The organism is Phyllobacterium lublinensis (assembly GCF_020164435.1).
Lineage (GTDB): Bacteria > Pseudomonadota > Alphaproteobacteria > Rhizobiales > Rhizobiaceae > Phyllobacterium > Phyllobacterium lublinensis.
On record NZ_JAIUDQ010000001.1, the window covers coordinates 508,829 to 526,245 of the forward strand.

Consider the following 17,417-nt stretch of genomic DNA (forward strand, 5'->3'; position numbering starts at 1 on the left):
ATGATGTACTGAACCATGCCACCAATGAGAGCCGCCCCACTATTGGACCAAGGTGTCGCCAATACCATTGGATCGGTCGTCGATATTGCCAAACGCCGATTCCACTGAGCGGAAATTCGAACGGGGAGGCGAGCCTGAATCATCGTGCATGCAGACATACGATAGCCTCTGCCGCTCGACGCCAAAGGCCGGCAAACGGGGCTGCGAACTGGATGCGTAATCTGATCATCTTTGATCCCTGGTCAGGTCAGAGCCGACCACGTAATAGGATACGACGAAAGCCAACCATGAAATGGCAGGACGTAAGAGCAATGGGTTTTGGAAGGTGAGGTTTCCGAAGCGGAAGCCGATCTTTGACCAGCAAATCCGGCAGGAACATCCATATACCTCAAACAGATATTGAGATTATCGCACGCCGTAAGCTGGATCGTTGTTAGTCAACTTCAATAGTTTCGCGTTTCGACCTACTTTTCGGGCGACCTTCGAGAAATTCACCGAAGGTCGCTGTTGTGGCCCCACGCATCGCGCTACGAGAGCGCCTCGACAATGTCCTTCGTTGTCACGATCGCGCTGGCGTAATTTGGCATGTTGATCTCGAGCGCCGCGTGCATCATCTCTTCAGAATAGTCCGCAACAGCGTCCTTGACGACCGTGACGTCATAGCCCAGCTCCGCTGCGAAACGGACTGTTGCTTCGATGCACGTGTGGGCGACCAATCCGATAACAATGAGCTTGTGAACACCGTGCTTTTTCAACTCCATATCTAGATCGGTGTTCGCAAATCCACTGGAGCACCAATGCTCGGCAGCGACGATTTCTCCGGGCGCTGGCACAAACTCGGCACGGAACTCGCCGCCCCAGGTCCCATATTCAAAACTTCTCCGGTTCCATGCCGCGCGCTGAATGGGCGCAACGTACTTCCAGCTTTCATAATCACCCGGACGGTACCTGTGATGCATCGCAAAGAATATCCGAAGCTTTGCTTCCCGCGCAGCATTCAACACCCGTTGCATGTTGGGAACGCAATAATTTGCTTCTGCCACTGCCTTGATGCGGGGCCAGATTTTCCCACCCTCGGAAATGAAATCGTTGTAGGGATCGACCACTACCAGCCCTGTAATATCCGGTTCATAAGACGAACGTGTCATAGAAATTCTCCTTTACGTTAGGCAGTCGCCGCTTTGAGTTTCAATTCCGGTTCGCGGCGCGCTCGATGCTGGCTGCGAAAAGAGGCGTCTCGCCCTGGTTGTGCGCAATGGATGCCGGTTGGCGCTGCGAACGGAAAAGATCAAATGGGATGCCCTGCTGGGCGAGGAACGCCATCATCTCCTCTGTAGCGTAGGACCTTACCCGGTTGGTGAATTCGCAACGATCCTTGTCGATCTGCTTGACGCTCAGTTCCCAAGTCACATGAATTGTAGTCCGGCCTGTCGGAGTGAATACGTCAGAATCTGAATCGAGAACCAAGTGATGCCTGTCGCCGAGGGTCTCGATGTAGTGCTGGACCATCAAGCTCCCGCCAATAGTTTCAACGTTGATCGACATGCGTTTGCCATCGGGCGATGTCGTGAACCCAGCGGCAATATGTGCGGGCGAGCACCCCTGATACTCTTTTTCAGGGAGAGAAAAACACCATTCCGGAATATCGATATTCTCGATCCGCGCGTTGATTATCGTGGAAAAGCTTGAGTCTACGATCTGGTTCTCATGCATGTCGTTTCTCCTCTGTATTGCTGGATGACGTGGGCAGCAGTCGTTAGCGAGCTGCTAATGATTTCAAATAAAACCAGGAACCGATGAGAACTGGGTCATCGACCTCCTTTGCAAGATGGGTGTTCAGGACGTTGCCGAGCCGCAGCCCATGATTTTGGGCTGAGGGCTGTCTGCCTATTCTTCCGCTAGCGTTCCGGTGAAATGACCCAACCTGCCTTCTATGTCGGGGTTGGTCTGCAAGCCCATTTCGATGAGCTTTCCGATATTCGCTTGGGCAACTGGGCGCTGCACGGACGTGATGAAGGCGTTCCATCCAGCGCCGATCTCGGTGTCAGACGGCAGACTTGCGAAATCGACGAGCCGCTTCGTGTCGGCGATCGCTTGGCGATCGAATCCGGAAATCCTTTTTGCGAGAGCGTCGACGAAGGTATCGAGCTCGTCGTCTGGGAAAGCGCGATTGACGTAGCCGTACCGTTCGGCCAATTCGCCGTCCACATCGTCCGATCCAAGCAGTACTTCAAGCGCCCGGCCACGGCCCATCAGTCGGGGAAGCCGTGCCATCGGGCCGCCGCCAGGAACGAATCCCGCCCCGACTTCCCACTGCGACAGGATCGCCTTTTCCCGGCTCGCGAACCTCATGTCGCTTGCCAGCGCCAATTCGCTTCCTACGCCGGTGGCGCGGCCACGGATCAAGGAAATCGACACGACTGGCGCTTTGCTCAGACGGACAAGCATGTCCGGCAGCGGATGGAGACCGGTCTGCCCAGATGGGAGGCTGGTAGAATCAGACAGTGGCGGCGTGAAGTTGTAGTGGGTCAGAAAGAAGCCCGGTACCGCGCTGTCGAATACCACGATCCTCAGATCAGGATCGGCCTCGATGGCCGATATGACCTTTTCCATCTGGGGAATCGTTTCTGGTCCAAAAATGTTAAAAGGAGGATTGTCAAATGTGACGCGCCAATAAGCAGGCGTCCGCTTGTCCACCCTGATTTCTGTCCGCTCCTCCGTTTGGGCGCTGGAATGCGCTGGCTTGTCGGCGGCGATCGGCGCTGTGCCCTGACCAGCAAGAGCGATTGCAGGAATCATCAAAATTACTGCAGTGCTGAGGAACGTTGAAGCGCCGGCCGGAAGGCCAAGGTGCAAGCAGGAACGGGATTTGTTATCTGGCTTCGTTTTCATAACTGTCTCCAATCTAGGTTGAACGCTAAAGTTGAAAGCGAACGGGTTGCTAGGGCTCGATCTCGAATATGAGTTCGATTTCAACGGGCAACCCCAATGGTATGCTGGCAACGCCCAGGACTATGCGCGGGGGAACTTTCCCTGCTCCGAACACATCAAGAAGGAGTTCAGAGGCTCCATCGGCGACTTTGGGGTGTTCGCGAAAGCCGGCGGGCGTGGCAATGTAGACCCCGAGCTTTGCGATGCTGCGTATCTGATTTAAGGACCCCAGAAACTCCTGTGCCGCGGCCAGCCCGCCGAGGCTGGCGGAACGTGCTGCGTCGTACCCGTCCTGGATTGAAAGTTCCTCGCCCAGTCGCCCGCTGTACTTTGGATCGTCGCGGTCAACGGGAAGCATACCACTCAGGAACAGCAGCGAGCCACAGCGTGTCGCCTCAACGTATGCGCCGAGCGGAATCGGTGGAGAAGGGAGTACTACGCCGAGTTCCTTCAGCCTGCGATCCGCATCGCTCCCTACCATTTGCCTAGATGTGCGCCATTGTCGACATGCAGCACCTCCCCGGTAACGCTTGCGGACTCCGTCAGATAAACCACACCATCAACAATCTCCTTTATGCTGGAAATCGCGCCCATGGGTGACAAGGATTTGAGGTAGTCTTTTGGATCTTCGGCATGCATGGGAGTGTCGACTATCCCGGGTGCTACCGCGTTTACCCGAATGTTGTCCTTGGCAAACTCCATTGCCAAGCTCCTCGTGATAGCGTCCAAGCCACCCTTTGTTATCATTGCCAACGAGGCGTTCACGCCGGCGATAGGGTGATCAGTTAATGAAGTCGTTATGCTTACGACGCTTCCGCCTGTTTTCTGTCGGAGCATCTGTCGGATCGCACTCTTTGTGAAATGGATGAATCCCTCGATATTGGTCGAGGATAGCTGACGAAAATCGTCGATCGTGAAATCGAGGAACGGCTTGGTTTGAAACAGACCAGCGTTGTTTACGAGAGCGTCGATCGATCCGAATTGCTTGATTGCAACGCCCGCCGCCCGCTCCGCCGTCGCGGGATCGCCAACGTCTCCCTCGACCAGTTCCAGCCGCGCTGAACGATCGAGCTCGGTGGTGTTGGATATACGGCGCGACGTTGCAACGACGTTGTAATTCCTCTGCAGAAATGCGTTAACGAGTCCGGCGCCAATCCCTTGAGATGCGCCCGTGATCAATATGGTTTTAGTGTTGTTCATCGTCTGCATCCTTTTCGTCGAACGGACGCAATCATTCGCTGCCAGCCGACAAAAGGTCGTGGCCAACGGAAATCGTGCCATCGAGTTCGAATTTGCGTTAGGTCTCGACGGTGACGCAGTGCATGTCGCCGTCTCGGAGCGTGCCGACCTTCTCTCGAAACTCAGACGTTGGCTATTGTACCAAGGTGTTGTCCGGTACCATCGGATTGGTTGCGGCTAGGTCGACGGGCTGAATACTAAAGTGCAATAGTCTTGCTCAGGGGAAGTTCGTAAGCTGTCCGGGTTCTCAGAACTGTTTCGGTAGCATGATCCCATAATTCAGTCCTCGCTGCCGTCTCGGCAGCGACGAAAATCCTCAATGCCTCATCGCGCGCCGCCATAAGCGGTCTCTGATCATCTTGCCGCGTGGCGATAGACAGTGTGCCGGCATTCGGTCGTTCACAGGGTCAATGCAAACCCTTATCTGGCCAGACAGTGCAGGACGGCGCGCTCCTTGTCCTCGGCGATCAGCCAACGGACCGGTCAGCAAACTCCGTATCCCCCACCCAAGAAACTTGAGGTACCAGCCATGTCAGAACATACTCGAAACTATGTTGCCGTAACATTCGCCGGTTCGGTCTCGCTCGCGATTGCGATGGGTGTTGGTAGATTTGCCTTCACCCCCATTCTGCCAATTATGCTTCACGACGGAGTTTTGGATTTGCATCTGGCGAGCGAATTGGCGACGGCAAACTATGTTGGCTATCTGGTCGGTGCCCTCGCTGCCATGATTATCCCCAAGAAGTGGGATCACGCGGCGATTATCCACGCAACGCTGATCTCGACCGTACTGCTCACAGCCGCGATGGCGGTGCCAATTCAGTCAGCATGGGTCTCCCTACGATTCCTGGCTGGTGTGGTCTCTGCAATCGGTTTTGTCTTCACTTCGGGATGGTGCCTTGCCGAGCTCTCGCATAGTCCCTCTTCGATTGGTAGCGCGATTTACACGGGCCCCGGCGCCGGAATCGCGCTGACCGGACTGGCGGCGGGCATCATGACGACCATGGGTTTTTCAGCCAATGCTGCCTGGCTCATCTTCGCAGTCATGTCGGCAATGTTGAGCATCTTGGTGTGGAGCATTTTTCAGAAACAGAAAAGTTCTCCCGATGTCTTCGCGGTGGGAACGAGCGCCAGTAAGATCGGAAAGGTGTCCAGATCCGAAGTCCCGCTTTTCGCGCTGGCTTATGGCCTTGCAGGGTTTGGATACATCATCACTGCCACTTATCTGCCCGTCATTGCCAAGAACACCTTCCCCAATTCGGCGTTGCAGACCATATTCTGGCCAGCGTTCGGCTTTGCTGCCGTTGCGGGATCTCTGCTTGCCGCACGCGTTGGGAAAGCCGTGGATGTCCGATTATATCTGATTGGCGCATACGTCGTGCAGGCAGTTGGAGTCGCCCTTTCTGTAGTGTGGCATTCTGCAGTAGGCCTGACGATCAGCAGTGTCCTTGTCGGTCTGCCATTTACTGCGATCAGCTACTTCGCCATGAATGAGGTTCGGAGAATTCGGTCGCATCATCACGCTCGTTACATGGGGCTTCTGACAGCGGTCTTTGCCGTCGGTCAGATTCTTGGTCCTCCCTCGGTCGGCTTGATTTTGAGGCATGTTGATAGCGTGGAAGCCGGGTTCGAACTGGCGCTTGGTATCGCGAGCATGACGCTTGTCATCGGGGCTGCAATTTACGTCTTCATGATCCTGAGTTGGCCGCTCACCAAAAAGGCGGATCCCAGAATACACGGTCTGAACCGTGCGCGAACGCAAGCTTAACTCCAATGGTATCGGCGATACCATGGAACAATAGAATCTTGGCGTAGGACGGGTCATTCTAACTGGATCAATGCAAAATTGGCGGCGTGGCGGAGTGTCAAGCTTCGCGAAGCACAAACTTCCGCTCTGCCGGTCAATCAAACTTAGAAGGAAAGAACAATGACGAAGATCCTGATGGTGCTGACCTCTCATGATCAGCTCGGAGATACCGGCAAGAAAACAGGCTTTTGGTTGGAGGAGTTCGCCGCTCCTTATTACGTCTTCAAGGATGCGGGAGCGCAGGTAACAGTAGCATCCCCACTCGGCGGACAGGCGCCGATTGATCCCAAGAGCGACGAACCAAGCAACCAGACCCCGCCCATGACGCGGTTCAAGTCCGATAAAGACGCTCAGTCGGTCTTGGCGAACACAATCACGCTCTCCACCGTCAACGCCTCGGACTTCGATACCGTCTTCTATTCCGGAGGACATGGTCCAATGTGGGATCTCGTCGAAGACAGGAAGTCGATCTCGCTGATTGAGGACTTTTACACCTCCGGCAAGCCCGTCGCTGCCGTATGCCATGCCCCCGGAGTCTTTCGCCATGTGAAATATCAAGGCGAGCCTCTCGTGAAGGGCAAGCGCGTTACGGGCTTTGCCAATACGGAGGAGGAGGCAGTCCATCTAACCTCGGTGGTTCCCTTCCTCGTCGAGGATGAACTTAAGCGCCTCGGCGGAAGATACGAGAAGGTAGCCGATTGGGGGAGCTTCTCGATTACCGACGGGCGACTTATTACCGGTCAGAATCCCGCATCATCGACGGCCGCCGCCCAAGCCCTGCTCGAACTTATCTGAACGGAAAATCCGCCGTCGGGCGATCCGGTGGCCCAGGCTGCCGGATCAAAACACTTCTAGAAGGGGTCTTCGATGCTGGAAAATAGGAATGAAATCAATGGTTCAGAAACCAAAGCCGGCGACGGCAGCGCGCAAGACGCGCTGATCGAGTTCTATCACGCTTTTAATGCTGGCGACCTGGCTGCCCTTCAACTGAATTGGATGCCAGGCGACGCCCCAAGCATGGACAATCCGATCGGTGGCATCCGCCGGGGCTGGACTTCCATAAGCGAGGGCTACCTCAAGCTATTCGGCGGACGGGCGACGGTGCAGGTGAGCTTTCACGATTTTAGCAGTCAGGGCGCGGCTGACTGGCATCTCTTTGTAGGGCGCGAGCGCGGCATCTGTGCGACTCCCACCGAACGATTGGATTTGGCTTTCCGTACGACGAGATGGTTCATCCGGACAGATGGGATATGGCACCAACTCCACCATCATGGATCCATAGAGGACCCCAAACTCCTCACCGACTACCAGCGGCTTATCTTCGGCGATCACCGGTAGGGTTGAGAGTTCTTCAAATTCTTTCCGCGCAGCAGCCTCCTGCCGCCAACTTGCTGCAGCACAAATTACGCGGCGATTTGGACCTGCGCGACTTGGAGGCCGCAGGACATATCAAGACCAGCCGTTTGCCACGGCTAGGCCGATTCAGTTCCCGCTATACCCAGGAGTCGGCATCGATGACCGCCTGCGCAAACGCCGCCGGAGCCTCTTGCGGAAGGTTGTGGCCAATACCGCCAGATATCAGGCGGTGTTGATACTTGGCCTTGAATTTTTGGGCATATGTCTTGGGATCCGGGTGAGGAGCGCCGTTAGCGTCGCCCTCCAACGTAATCGCGGGAACTTGGATGTCCGGTGCCATCGCGAGTTTCGCCTCGTGCTCGTCGAATCGTGGCTCACCCGTCGCAAGTCCAAGTCGCCACCGATAATTGTGAACGACGATCTCCACGTGATCCGGATTGGAGAATGCTGCTGCGGTTCGTTCGAAGGTCGCGTCATCGAATTCCCAGCGTGGAGAAGCCAGCTTCCAAATGAGTCTCGCAAATTCGCTGGTATATTTCTCATATCCGTCCCGGCCCCGGTCAGTCGCGAAGTAGTATTGATACCACCACTGAAGCTCGGCCGACGGCGGCAATGGCACCTTTCCTGCGCTCTGGCTGCCGACGAGGTAACCGCTTACAGATACAAGCGATCTACACCTTTCAGGCCAGAGGGCGGCCACAATGCCAGCGGTTCGAGCACCCCAGTCAAAGCCTGCAAGCGTGGCCGTCTTGATCTTGAGCGCATTCATCAGTTCGATGGTGTCGTTTGCGAGCGCCGCCTGCTGTCCGTTGCGCTTGGTCTTGCTGGACAGGAAGGTCGTACCTCCGTAGCCCCGAAGGTAGGGCACGATGACTCTAAGACCCTTTTCGGCAAGGATTGGCGCGACGTCGGCGAAACTGTTTATGTCGTACGGCCAACCATGGAGCAGCAGCACTGGCGATCCGTCGGCGGGTCCCATCTCGACATAGGTAACACTGAGGTCGCCAGCATCTATGTGTTTGATGTCGCCGAGGTGGGCGGTTGTGGGCATTGCCGCCGCGCGAACTCTGGTCGATTGCCCGACCAAAGTGGTAGCTGCTGTTAGACCGAGGGCGATGCTGCCAAAGGAGCGGCGGGTCAAGTTTGCGAAATCTATTTCGGACATTGCAAAGTTCTCCAACTGATTGCTTGAACCGGCCCGTCAGCAAATACTGACGTATGTACGAGCTCCATCAATCACCAGAAAAGTTCAGGGTGTCTATTATGCTGAGGTGTCGATTTGCGCTTGATTCTGCACAATTTTTCAAGCGCCGGTCTGTACCTGTCGGCATGAACTGGCCGGCGTGTCTCACAGACGGGTCTGGGGCACATCATTGCCTCGACGAGGGTGAGTAGAAGTCGCTCCCGCGAGGGATCCTATAATGCTTGGCGCTGGCAACGCGCGAAGATCGTTTGACAACCCGGACGCAAGCCGAGTGGTATTTGTTTCCAGGTCGCTTGGGACAAATGGCAGATCATTTCCGCGTGCGCCCTTGCCACGTGGGGCTTCTTAATTAATAATACTATTCTCGAAGGTGAAACTCCTATTTGCGATGCAGCAGAATGAACCACTTGTGTTTGAGACAGGCGGATGGGAGATCGATCTCGCGCAGCGGGAATTGCGTGCGCACGGGTTAGCGGTACCGATCGGGGGACGCGCCTTCGAAATCATAGAGATTCTGGTGCAGTCGGCGGGGAACCTGGTAACCAAGGATGACCTCATGAGGCGCGTTTGGCCGGGGCTAAGCGTCGAGGACAATACGGTTCAGGTTCACATCTCTGCAATTCGTAAGGCGCTTGGCCCCGACCGTGATATGCTCAAGACAGATTCCGGTCGCGGCTATCGGCTGCTCGGCGACTGGGAAATACGACAGGCAAGCAATCGGCCGAGCGTAAACCTGCGCACTGGCGTAGCAAACAATCCATTCCTCACCAATGTTCCTGTCGCGGCGTCGGCTCTCATTGGTCGCGAGGGGGCCGTGCAACACCTGCGCGACTTGTTATCTGCCTACCGAGTGGTGACGTTGACCGGGCCGGGCGGGATCGGAAAAACCGTACTTGCATCCGAGGTTGCCCGCAGAATTTTCCCGATATTTGGTGGCGATGTACTTTTCATAGAGCTTGTCTCTTTGTCGGACCCCGACCTGGTACCTCCCACCATCGCATCTGTGTTCAACTTTCAGCTGCGCGGTGACGTGTTCTCGGCAGAGTGGGTAGCTCGATCGATAGGAAACAAGAAAACACTCCTCGTACTTGACAATTGCGAACACGTGATCGATGCGGCAGCCAGGATGGCGGATACCCTGGTACGCCTGTGTCCAAATACGACGCTGCTTGCCACCAGTCGGGAGCTGTTGAGCATCGAGGGGGAATGCGTCTATCGTGTTCCGGCGCTTGCCGTACCAGCGCACCAAGTGGAGGAGACGAATGATCTCCTTGATCACAGCGCCATACAGCTGTTCATCACCCGAACGCGGTCGCTTCGTGCGGATTTCATATCAGAGGACGAGAAGCTGCCCGTCATCGCCGCGATTTGTCGGCGGCTAGACGGCATTCCGCTTGCAATTGAGTTAGCTGCTGCCAGAGCGGCAAGTCTCGGTGTGCAACAGGTCGCCGAACGCTTGGACGATCTGTTTTCGTTTCTTACCGGCGGAAGACGTACGGCTCTGCCGCGGCACCAAACGTTGCGTGCAACACTGGACTGGAGCTACGAGCTGTTGCCGCCCGCGGAACAGGACCTGCTGTGCCAGCTAGCGGTCTTCCCAGCCGGGTTCACGCTCGAGGCCGCCGCCGCTGTTGTAGGCGACACCGACTCCAGCATCGCACTCGGTATTTCTAGTTTGGTATCGAAGTCTCTTGTAACGCTCGATGGATCAGAGAACGCTCGGCGATGGCGGTTGCTTGAGACGGTGCGGGTATATTCGCTCGAAAAATTGACCCAAAGTGGCAAGCATGATCAGGTAATGCGCCGCCTAGCGGAGTTCTCCCTCACGCAGTTTGCCCCATTCTTGATCGAGAGCGAACATCGCGCCGCGATTGACAATCTGAACTATTACCGCCGCGAAGTTGACAATCTTCGTGCTGCCCTGAACTGGGCCTTCTCTGCGGATGGTGACGCTGCTCTCGGGGTCAGGCTTGCCGCCACCACAAGTGATTTTTGGGTAGCTGCCTCATTGGTCGTGGAGGCACGGTATTGGGCCGGCAAAGCTCTGGAACAGATCGGTGACGCGACAGATACCCGGTTCGAAATGGTGTTGCGATGTAGCCTTGGTTTTGCGCTTATCTATGCTGAGGGAATGAGTTCTCACACACGCGAGATTCTGATACGAGCGCTTGATCTTGCGCGAAGGCTTGGGGATTTCGACTATCAGCAGCGTGCAACATGCGGTCTCTGGCTCTTTTCTGCCCGCTCCATGGCACTAAGTGATGCGCTGGCTTTTGCCCGCGAATATGAGGAGGTCGCTCGTTTTCGGGACCTCCAATCCCAGGCGACGGCCGCCTGGCTCGTTGGAGTACCACAAACCTATTTGGCGGCTCACGCCCAGGCCGATGAACGACTTCGTTGGGCTATCGACAACTACCCCACCGACCGTCGGAATCAAGACATGGTGCGGGTTGGGGGCGACCTGCGTACATCGGCCATGGGACATAACACGGTGAACCTGATATCGCAGGGCCACTTGGATGTCGCATTGCGAGTTTCAAGAGAGGCGATTGAGGAGGCGCGTCTTACGGACCAACCTACGGTGCTCTGTGTAGCCCTCGCGTGGGCATCTTGCTTCGTTGCGCTTAGTCTCGATGAGTTGGAAATGGGGAATGACTATGGCGAGGAGCTTGTTGATCTTGCCTCCAAACACGCGTTGCGACCATTTCGTGCGGCCGGCCTTTGTGTGAGAGGCAGTCTCGCAACAAGGCGAGGTGAGGCCGATATAGGTTTCCCGCTGCTTCGTTCTGGCCTCGCCGATATGCAGGGAGCAATGTACTTGCTGTTCTATCCGTTTTTCCGGGTAGAGCTTGCGGCGGCATTGTGCTCGATTGGCCGTCATGATGACGCACTCAGTGAAATTGACGATACGCTGCGGTTCGCAGTCGGGAGTGAATATCGCTGGTTCGTGCCGGAAATCTTGAGGATCAAGGGCGAATTGCTCTGTCGCAGCGATTTCGGCGAACCAGCCTTGATTGAAGACTTGTTTCGTCAGTCCATGCGACAGGCGCGGGCACAAAAAGCAGTTTATTGGGAACTATCCGCTGCAACGAGCTTGGCAAAGTGTTTACAAGACCAACAGAAAGATACTGAGGCCTATGAGGTACTTTCGCCCGTGTATCGACGATTTGCCGAAGGCTTGTCTGCATCAAGGGTAAGACAGGCCAAAACTATATTGGATCAAGTGAGTTAGCTAGAACGTTGGAGTCGGGACTGGATACTTCAATTGGGGACCGAGTTCTGACATAAGCCAGAGCTTGGTGCAACAAACAGGACACGTGGTATGAACCACTGTAGATCTGGTTGCCAAAAATCGCATCATTTCGCATGTGGAACTGCCGGAATCGTATTTAGTGGTATTTGGTTCGGTTCCACTCAAGACCTTTGATAGCTTGTCCGTGTCGGGCCCATTGCGGAAATTTGCAAGAAATGCGTTCAACGACGGCTTCGCGCCCTGATTTTGGCCGTAGAGCTGAGCTTGGCCGTTGCCCGAAAGCAGACGTCGCCAGCGACAGGGCCGGACGGCTTTATTGCGATTTCTGCGTGTCTGCCTGGCCGTTTGTATGGCCTTCAGGCCGGATCGCGCTATACGACTTCTACGGCCTCCAGGATCCACGCTGTTCGCTCGGCGAGTTCGGGAATCTTGGCCAGATAGGACTGATAGTGGGGCGTCATGCGGTGTGCCTCGACTGCGGCGGCGTCGACATAGAGTTCGTCGAGCACGTATCGCTCGCCATGTGCTAGGTCCCGCCAAACATCCCAGCGCAGATTGCCGGGTTCGGCTCTGCAAAGCGGTGCCATGCCAACAAGCAATGCTCGTAGCTCGGCAGCCTTGCTTAGGTGGGCTGTGAGGATCGCAGTGATCTTCGTCGGCGACTGCGTCATTCTAGGGCTCCTGATGGAATACACGACGGGTATACGTGGACGAGAGTGGCGAAGTGCAAGGTCGGTATCGAAGTCGCATCAGCATCTTCAACACCACATTTCATCAGATCACGTAGAGGCCATCACACCGTTAAGGGCCTCGATCAGCTTTGCTCCAAGGGGGTGATCTGATCGCGGGTTCTGGCCTGTGATAAGTTCGCGGTCCACGATCACATGGGGGGAGAAGTCGATCGGGTTAGTCCTGACGTCGCCCCCCGCCACGGTTAGTGCGTCGGGCATATTGAAATATAGCTTTCCGTGAAGGATCTGCTCTTCGATTGGTTTCTCCTCGCTCGCGGAGAATACTGTCATCTCGTAACCTGCATATTGCCAATCCTTGGCAAATTCAGATGCTTTGGACAAGTTGCCGGCAATCAAGGCAGCCCGATATTCTCTTGCGCGCGGCAGTGCTGCCAGCGAGGCGATCGGACCATGGCAAAGGAAGGCCGTCGGCTTTCCGCGCGAATGAAAGTGGTGCAGGATCTCCCCGAGATCGCCGTCCTGCATAAGATCGACCACCGGGGCCTGACCACCCGGTACAAAGACGCCAGCATAGCAATCGAGACCATCGTCGATTACCGATCTCAATGTCCTTACGTCGTTCATAGCCCGATCGTTGTCGAAAAAGGCGCGGCCGCGTCTATGAGCCGCTTCGTCGCCGTCGAAATGCTGCGCCACATCAGACACGGGGTCGATGTGCGGCTTGGTGCCATTGGGTGTGGCCAATACGATCTCGTATCCCGCGTCGACAAGAGCCAAAATTGGCACCACAGTTTCGTTGAGATACTGGCCTGTCGGACCGGTTGTTCCGCCCTGAATCTCAATCCGGGTGGCATTTGACCCGACGACAAGAACTTTACCCTTGCTCATAGCATCCTCCTCATTCGATTGGTTACAGATCGGTGGGGCCCGGCGAGCGATGATGTTGGTGGCAGGCCAACGGTGGAGTTGACCAAGGTCCGAAAGTTCATGGGGCCCTGTTGACGGTTGATCCGGGACTATTGGTCATTTCAGGCCGACAGGGACGTGCTCGCCCTTCCCAGTCTATTGGGCGGCCTTCACAATGAGTTCCGCAACCTCTTTGGGGTGGGAAAGCATGGCGACGTGACCGGATGACACTTCAACCATCTCTGCGTTTGTGGTTTTCACCTGATCCCTTTGCAGCTGCGGTGCGATGATCTGATCCTCCGTCGCTACAACCATGAAGGACGGTTTGTCACGCCAGGCGGGGTGGCCAACGGGTGTGGTAGTACCACGCACATGAAACCGCCCTTGGACTACCGCAACGAGCCGTTGTTCGTCCGGCGATAGTCCGGCTGCGAAGTACCTTGAAATACCGTCATGGCTTATCTTTAGATACCCATCTTCGTCCTTGACGTAAGTCGTCCGGCTTTCCTGATCGGGATACTTGGAGGCGACGTCCACCAGAGATTGGCCGGCATCCGGAGCGTAGGCGGCCACGTAAACCAGAGATTTGACCTTTGGATCGCCACCAGCCTCCGTGATGACGACGCCACCCCACGAATGACCGACGAGCACCACGGGTCCTTCGGCATCGCGGATTGCGCGCGTGGTGAAAGCCACGTCGCTTTCCAGGGACTCCAATGGATTCTGGACGGCGATCACTTTCAGTCCGGCATCGTGCAGTAGGGGGATGACTTTTTGCCAAGACGATCCGTCGGCAAAAGCACCGTGAACAAGGACGACGGTCTTTGCCTGGTGATCCGATGCGATTGCCGAAGAGGATGTGCTTGCGAACGCCATCAGGACACAGAATATAAGGCCAAGGTTTCGGTACATGCGATCTTCCTCCGATGAAACTGCCATATCAGGAATACTCATTCGACCACGCCTCAGACGCACGTTAATTATGGTTAAATCCCGCGATTGTGGTGTGGCACCTGTTGGGCAGCCGCATGGTCCACGCTCAAGACGCCTGGATCTGCATCGCCTGTTTGATCTCCGAAGCGAAAACTGTGTTCGTCCCGCACCGTTGAGGTGGGTGGGCATGGTGCAGAAGCTGCCGCTGCTCGATAGGTTCGCGCTCCCCGGAGCCAAGGAGTTTGAACGCAGCATACGACCTGGCGATGCCTGCCAGCTTGAGTAGCGCGGGTCCCTCTCCGGGGTGAATTGAAAGAAGAGACTTGTCGATAAGATTGCCGATCGATTCGATGATATCCGCGTGCTCTAGGTCATCGTATTCCATCATCGCTATGGCAGAATCCAGCGAGAACTCACCCGAGAATACCGATAGCCCCCTGAACACTCGTTGGTCCGTGTCGGATAGAAGAGCGTAACTCCAGTCCATCATCGCTTCGGCCGTTTGGTGGCGCGGGGCAGCGTATCGGCTACCTTTCCATCGCAAGGCGAGTTGGTTGTCCAACATTTCCACGACCCGATCGAGGCCGTATGGTCCCATACGGCTCGCCACCAGTTCGATCGCAAGCGGATTACCGTCCAATCTCCTGCAGATGGCCGCTATTGTCGCTGCCTGCTCATCGACAAAAGGCTCGAGATGACCGCTATCAACCGCACGCTCTACAAAAAGCTGGATCGCGGGCCAAAGTAACGCCTGCGCTGCAGTCAAACGCCCTGTATGCGGAGGAACGCCGAGGGGTTGGAGCAGGAATACGGCTTCGCCGGGCAAGCGGAACGCTTCTCGACTCGTGGCGAGAATATGCACCCGGCCGGTCTGTCCAAGCAGTGAAACGACAACATCAGCCGCAGCGTCGATGACATGCTCGCAATTGTCGAGGATCACGAGGGCGCGACGTGACGACAGGCGGCCGATGACATCCTCAATAACATCACTTTCTGAAGAGGGGGTATCGAGGGCCGAGGCGATCGCCTCTAGTACAGCCGCTTCATCGTCGACCGTGCTGAGATCGACAAAACGCACATCTTCAAACATGCGCAGGGCGTGGGCCACCAAAATTGCAAGGGTCGTCTTACCGACCCCACCCGCGCCCACAATGGTAATGAAACGGCGTTCAGCCACCATCTGCGAAAGCTTCTCAATATTTTCGTCTCGGCCGATAGGGTGGCTCAAGCGAGGTGGAAAAGCCTTCGCGATGCAGGGTCCTGTGCAGGATGACTGAACGTCGCTCAAGGGTACAGGCCAAGCCTGTATCGACTGCGAGGCCTCTTCCCATGTAACAGGTGCGACGAAGCTGTAGCCGCGTCCCGCCAAGCTAACGATATAGCGATCGCCGTTTTCGCCACAACCGATTTCGCGCCTCAGGTGTGTCATCTGCACTCTGATGTTGGAGGCTTCGACATTGAGGCCGGGCCATGCGAACGCCATGAGTTCCGCGTGGGAAAGGACCCTTCCGTGGTTTTGGACAAGAGCGACCAGCATGTCGAAGGCGCGGCTGCCTATTGAAAGCAATTCGTCGCCTCGTAACAGAACCCTTGCCGCCGGGTTCAACCGGTATGGCCCAAAGTCGAAAAAGCCTCTTGCGTGATATCCCATTTCGGTTGCCCTCACCAGAGCGGTGGATTCACAAATGTTCCATCTGATACTACAGGACCTCAGTCTCCATGGAGGTAAAATCAGGTAAATTATGGGGATGGGTTCGTTTGCCTCGGAATGAGCCCTGCGCTGGCGGCAACATTTCACAGGCTTTGACCATATTTTACGCGCTACGAATGCACTTCCGGCGTAAGTATCAATCTTGTTCCTGAACTTGTTCGTTTGGTGCCCGGCGAGAGCGGCGGTGACGCTATGCCTGTGACGGAGTTGGTATTGGGCGCAGGCCGTTCGTGATGCGAGCCAAGGACGTGGGGTGAAGCTAATGTCAACAGCAGCTCTCTTCCAGCCCATCAGAATAAGGGGCTTGAATCTCCTCAATCGCATCGTGATCGCCCCGATGTGCCAGTATTCTGCCGAAGAAGGTTGCATGAACGAATGGCATCTGATTCACCTTGGCAAACTAGCATTATCCGGTGCCGCTTTGCTTACGATCGAGGCAACTGCAGTTGTGCCCGAAGGCCGTATAACCTACGCCGACCTCGGCTTGTGGAGCGAGCGATCTTATGCAGCGATGGGGCTAATTCTCGAGAGCATCCGTCGGTGGACGAATATACCGATCGGAATACAGCTCAGCCATGCGGGTCGGAAAGCGTCGACTGAAGTTCCCTGGAAAGGCGGAGGTCAGATTTCGCCAACCGAAGCTCTGGGTTGGCAAACTTTTGCACCATCGCGACTTCGGTACCGCAAGGGAATGCTCAATCCAGTCGCCCTGGATAGGGAGGGATTGAAAAATGTTCGCGATGCATTCGCAGCCGCGGCAAGACGAGCCGCCAAGCTTGGCTTGGACCTGGTGCAGGTCCATGCTGCTCACGGGTACCTCCTGCATCAATTCCTCTCGCCCCTGACCAATTGCCGCGGTGATGATTACGGCGGCTCCTTGGCAAATCGAATGCGTTTTCCTCTCGAAGTATTTGATGCCGTCCGCTCAGAGGTTCCTACCGAGGTGCCCGTCTCGATCAGGGTTTCCGCTACTGATTGGGTCGATGGAGGTTGGAACTTGGAGCAAACGCTTCATTTCGTGGTGGAATTGCAGAGGCGTGGTTGCGACGCCGTACATGTATCCAGCGGCGGCTTACATCCTGGCCAAAGTATCCCGATTGGGCCGGGCTATCAGGTCCCGTTTGCTCGCGCGGTCAGGAAAGAGGTCAAGATGCCCGTCGTCGCAGTTGGACTTATCACAGGTTTCGAACAGGCCGAGGCTATCGTCGGAACGGGTGATGCTGACATGGTGGCTCTCGCACGGACGATCCTGTTCGATCCGAACTGGCCTTGGCATGCCGCCGCACAGCTTGGTGGCAAGGTGCACGTGCCGAGGCAATACCTCCAATCGCAATCCAGTCGGTTCAGAAACATATTCGAAAACGAGTGACTCGCGCCAAGTCGGC

General features: G+C 55.9%; 15 protein-coding genes. 5 read left to right on the top strand and 10 right to left on the bottom strand.

The window, feature by feature from the left end; translation table 11 throughout:
* Positions 1-527: 527 nt before the first annotated feature.
* The 5 genes from K9U38_RS02615 to K9U38_RS02635 all read right to left on the bottom strand — a co-directional run bounded on the left by K9U38_RS02615 (position 528) and on the right by K9U38_RS02635 (position 4,131).
* Entirely contained in the window at positions 528-1,148 is a 621-nt protein-coding gene (locus tag K9U38_RS02615; protein ID WP_224492761.1) for a cysteine hydrolase family protein, read from the bottom strand.
* A 40-nt stretch (positions 1,149-1,188) separates the two neighbouring features.
* Complete coding sequence (locus K9U38_RS02620) at positions 1,189-1,713, bottom strand: hypothetical protein (RefSeq protein ID WP_224492762.1); 525 nt, start codon at positions 1,711-1,713, stop codon at positions 1,189-1,191.
* Positions 1,714-1,887: 174 nt separating this feature from the next.
* Positions 1,888-2,892 (bottom strand): enoyl-CoA hydratase/isomerase family protein, encoded by a 1,005-nt coding sequence (locus tag K9U38_RS02625; protein WP_224492763.1) that lies wholly within the window; start codon positions 2,890-2,892, stop codon positions 1,888-1,890.
* A gap of 49 nt (positions 2,893-2,941) precedes the next feature.
* A complete protein-coding gene (locus K9U38_RS02630) occupies positions 2,942-3,412 on the bottom strand; it encodes a RidA family protein (protein ID WP_224492764.1) in 471 nt (156 codons plus the stop codon).
* On the bottom strand, positions 3,406-4,131 hold the full coding sequence (locus tag K9U38_RS02635; RefSeq protein WP_224492765.1) for an SDR family NAD(P)-dependent oxidoreductase: 726 nt from the start codon (positions 4,129-4,131) through the stop codon (positions 3,406-3,408). Before K9U38_RS02635 ends, K9U38_RS02630 begins: the two co-directional genes overlap by 7 nt.
* Before the next feature lie 568 nt (positions 4,132-4,699).
* Here K9U38_RS02635 and K9U38_RS02640 point away from each other — a divergent pair.
* The 3 genes from K9U38_RS02640 (at position 4,700) to K9U38_RS02650 (ending at position 7,315) form a co-directional block, all read left to right on the top strand.
* A complete protein-coding gene (locus tag K9U38_RS02640) occupies positions 4,700-5,938 on the top strand; it encodes a YbfB/YjiJ family MFS transporter (protein WP_224492766.1) in 1,239 nt (412 codons plus the stop codon).
* A 159-nt stretch (positions 5,939-6,097) separates the two neighbouring features.
* Positions 6,098-6,772, top strand: coding sequence for a type 1 glutamine amidotransferase domain-containing protein (locus K9U38_RS02645; RefSeq protein ID WP_224492767.1), 675 nt, complete (start codon positions 6,098-6,100; stop codon positions 6,770-6,772).
* 72 nt (positions 6,773-6,844) lie between these two features.
* Positions 6,845-7,315, top strand: a complete 471-nt coding sequence (locus K9U38_RS02650) for a YybH family protein (RefSeq protein ID WP_224492768.1) — start codon at positions 6,845-6,847, stop codon at positions 7,313-7,315.
* Between the two features lie 154 nt (positions 7,316-7,469).
* Here K9U38_RS02650 and K9U38_RS02655 read toward each other — a convergent pair whose 3' ends face one another.
* Entirely contained in the window at positions 7,470-8,498 is a 1,029-nt protein-coding gene (locus K9U38_RS02655; RefSeq protein ID WP_224492769.1) for an alpha/beta fold hydrolase, read from the bottom strand.
* A 427-nt stretch (positions 8,499-8,925) separates the two neighbouring features.
* Between K9U38_RS02655 and K9U38_RS02660 the strand changes: the two genes are divergently transcribed.
* Positions 8,926-11,769 carry an ATP-binding protein gene (locus tag K9U38_RS02660; RefSeq protein WP_224492770.1) on the top strand — a complete coding sequence of 948 codons (2,844 nt, stop codon included), beginning with the start codon at positions 8,926-8,928 and terminating at the stop codon, positions 11,767-11,769.
* A gap of 392 nt (positions 11,770-12,161) precedes the next feature.
* Here the strand turns inward: K9U38_RS02660 and K9U38_RS02665 are convergent, their stop codons facing one another.
* From K9U38_RS02665 to K9U38_RS02680, 4 genes are all read right to left on the bottom strand, one after another.
* The gene (locus K9U38_RS02665) at positions 12,162-12,461 is read right to left on the bottom strand and encodes a putative quinol monooxygenase (protein ID WP_224492771.1); all 300 of its coding nucleotides are present in this window, start codon (positions 12,459-12,461) and stop codon (positions 12,162-12,164) included.
* 108 nt (positions 12,462-12,569) lie between these two features.
* Positions 12,570-13,370 (bottom strand): type 1 glutamine amidotransferase domain-containing protein, encoded by an 801-nt coding sequence (locus tag K9U38_RS02670; RefSeq protein WP_224492772.1) that lies wholly within the window; start codon positions 13,368-13,370, stop codon positions 12,570-12,572.
* 174 nt (positions 13,371-13,544) lie between these two features.
* A complete protein-coding gene (locus K9U38_RS02675) occupies positions 13,545-14,342 on the bottom strand; it encodes an alpha/beta fold hydrolase (protein WP_224492773.1) in 798 nt (265 codons plus the stop codon).
* 85 nt (positions 14,343-14,427) lie between these two features.
* On the bottom strand, positions 14,428-15,972 hold the full coding sequence (locus K9U38_RS02680; protein WP_224492774.1) for an ATP-binding protein: 1,545 nt from the start codon (positions 15,970-15,972) through the stop codon (positions 14,428-14,430).
* A gap of 322 nt (positions 15,973-16,294) precedes the next feature.
* On the opposite strand from K9U38_RS02680, the gene K9U38_RS02685 reads away from it, so the two are divergent.
* A complete protein-coding gene (locus tag K9U38_RS02685; RefSeq protein ID WP_224492775.1) occupies positions 16,295-17,401 on the top strand; it encodes an NADH:flavin oxidoreductase/NADH oxidase in 1,107 nt (368 codons plus the stop codon).
* The last annotated feature ends 16 nt before the right edge of the window (positions 17,402-17,417 follow it).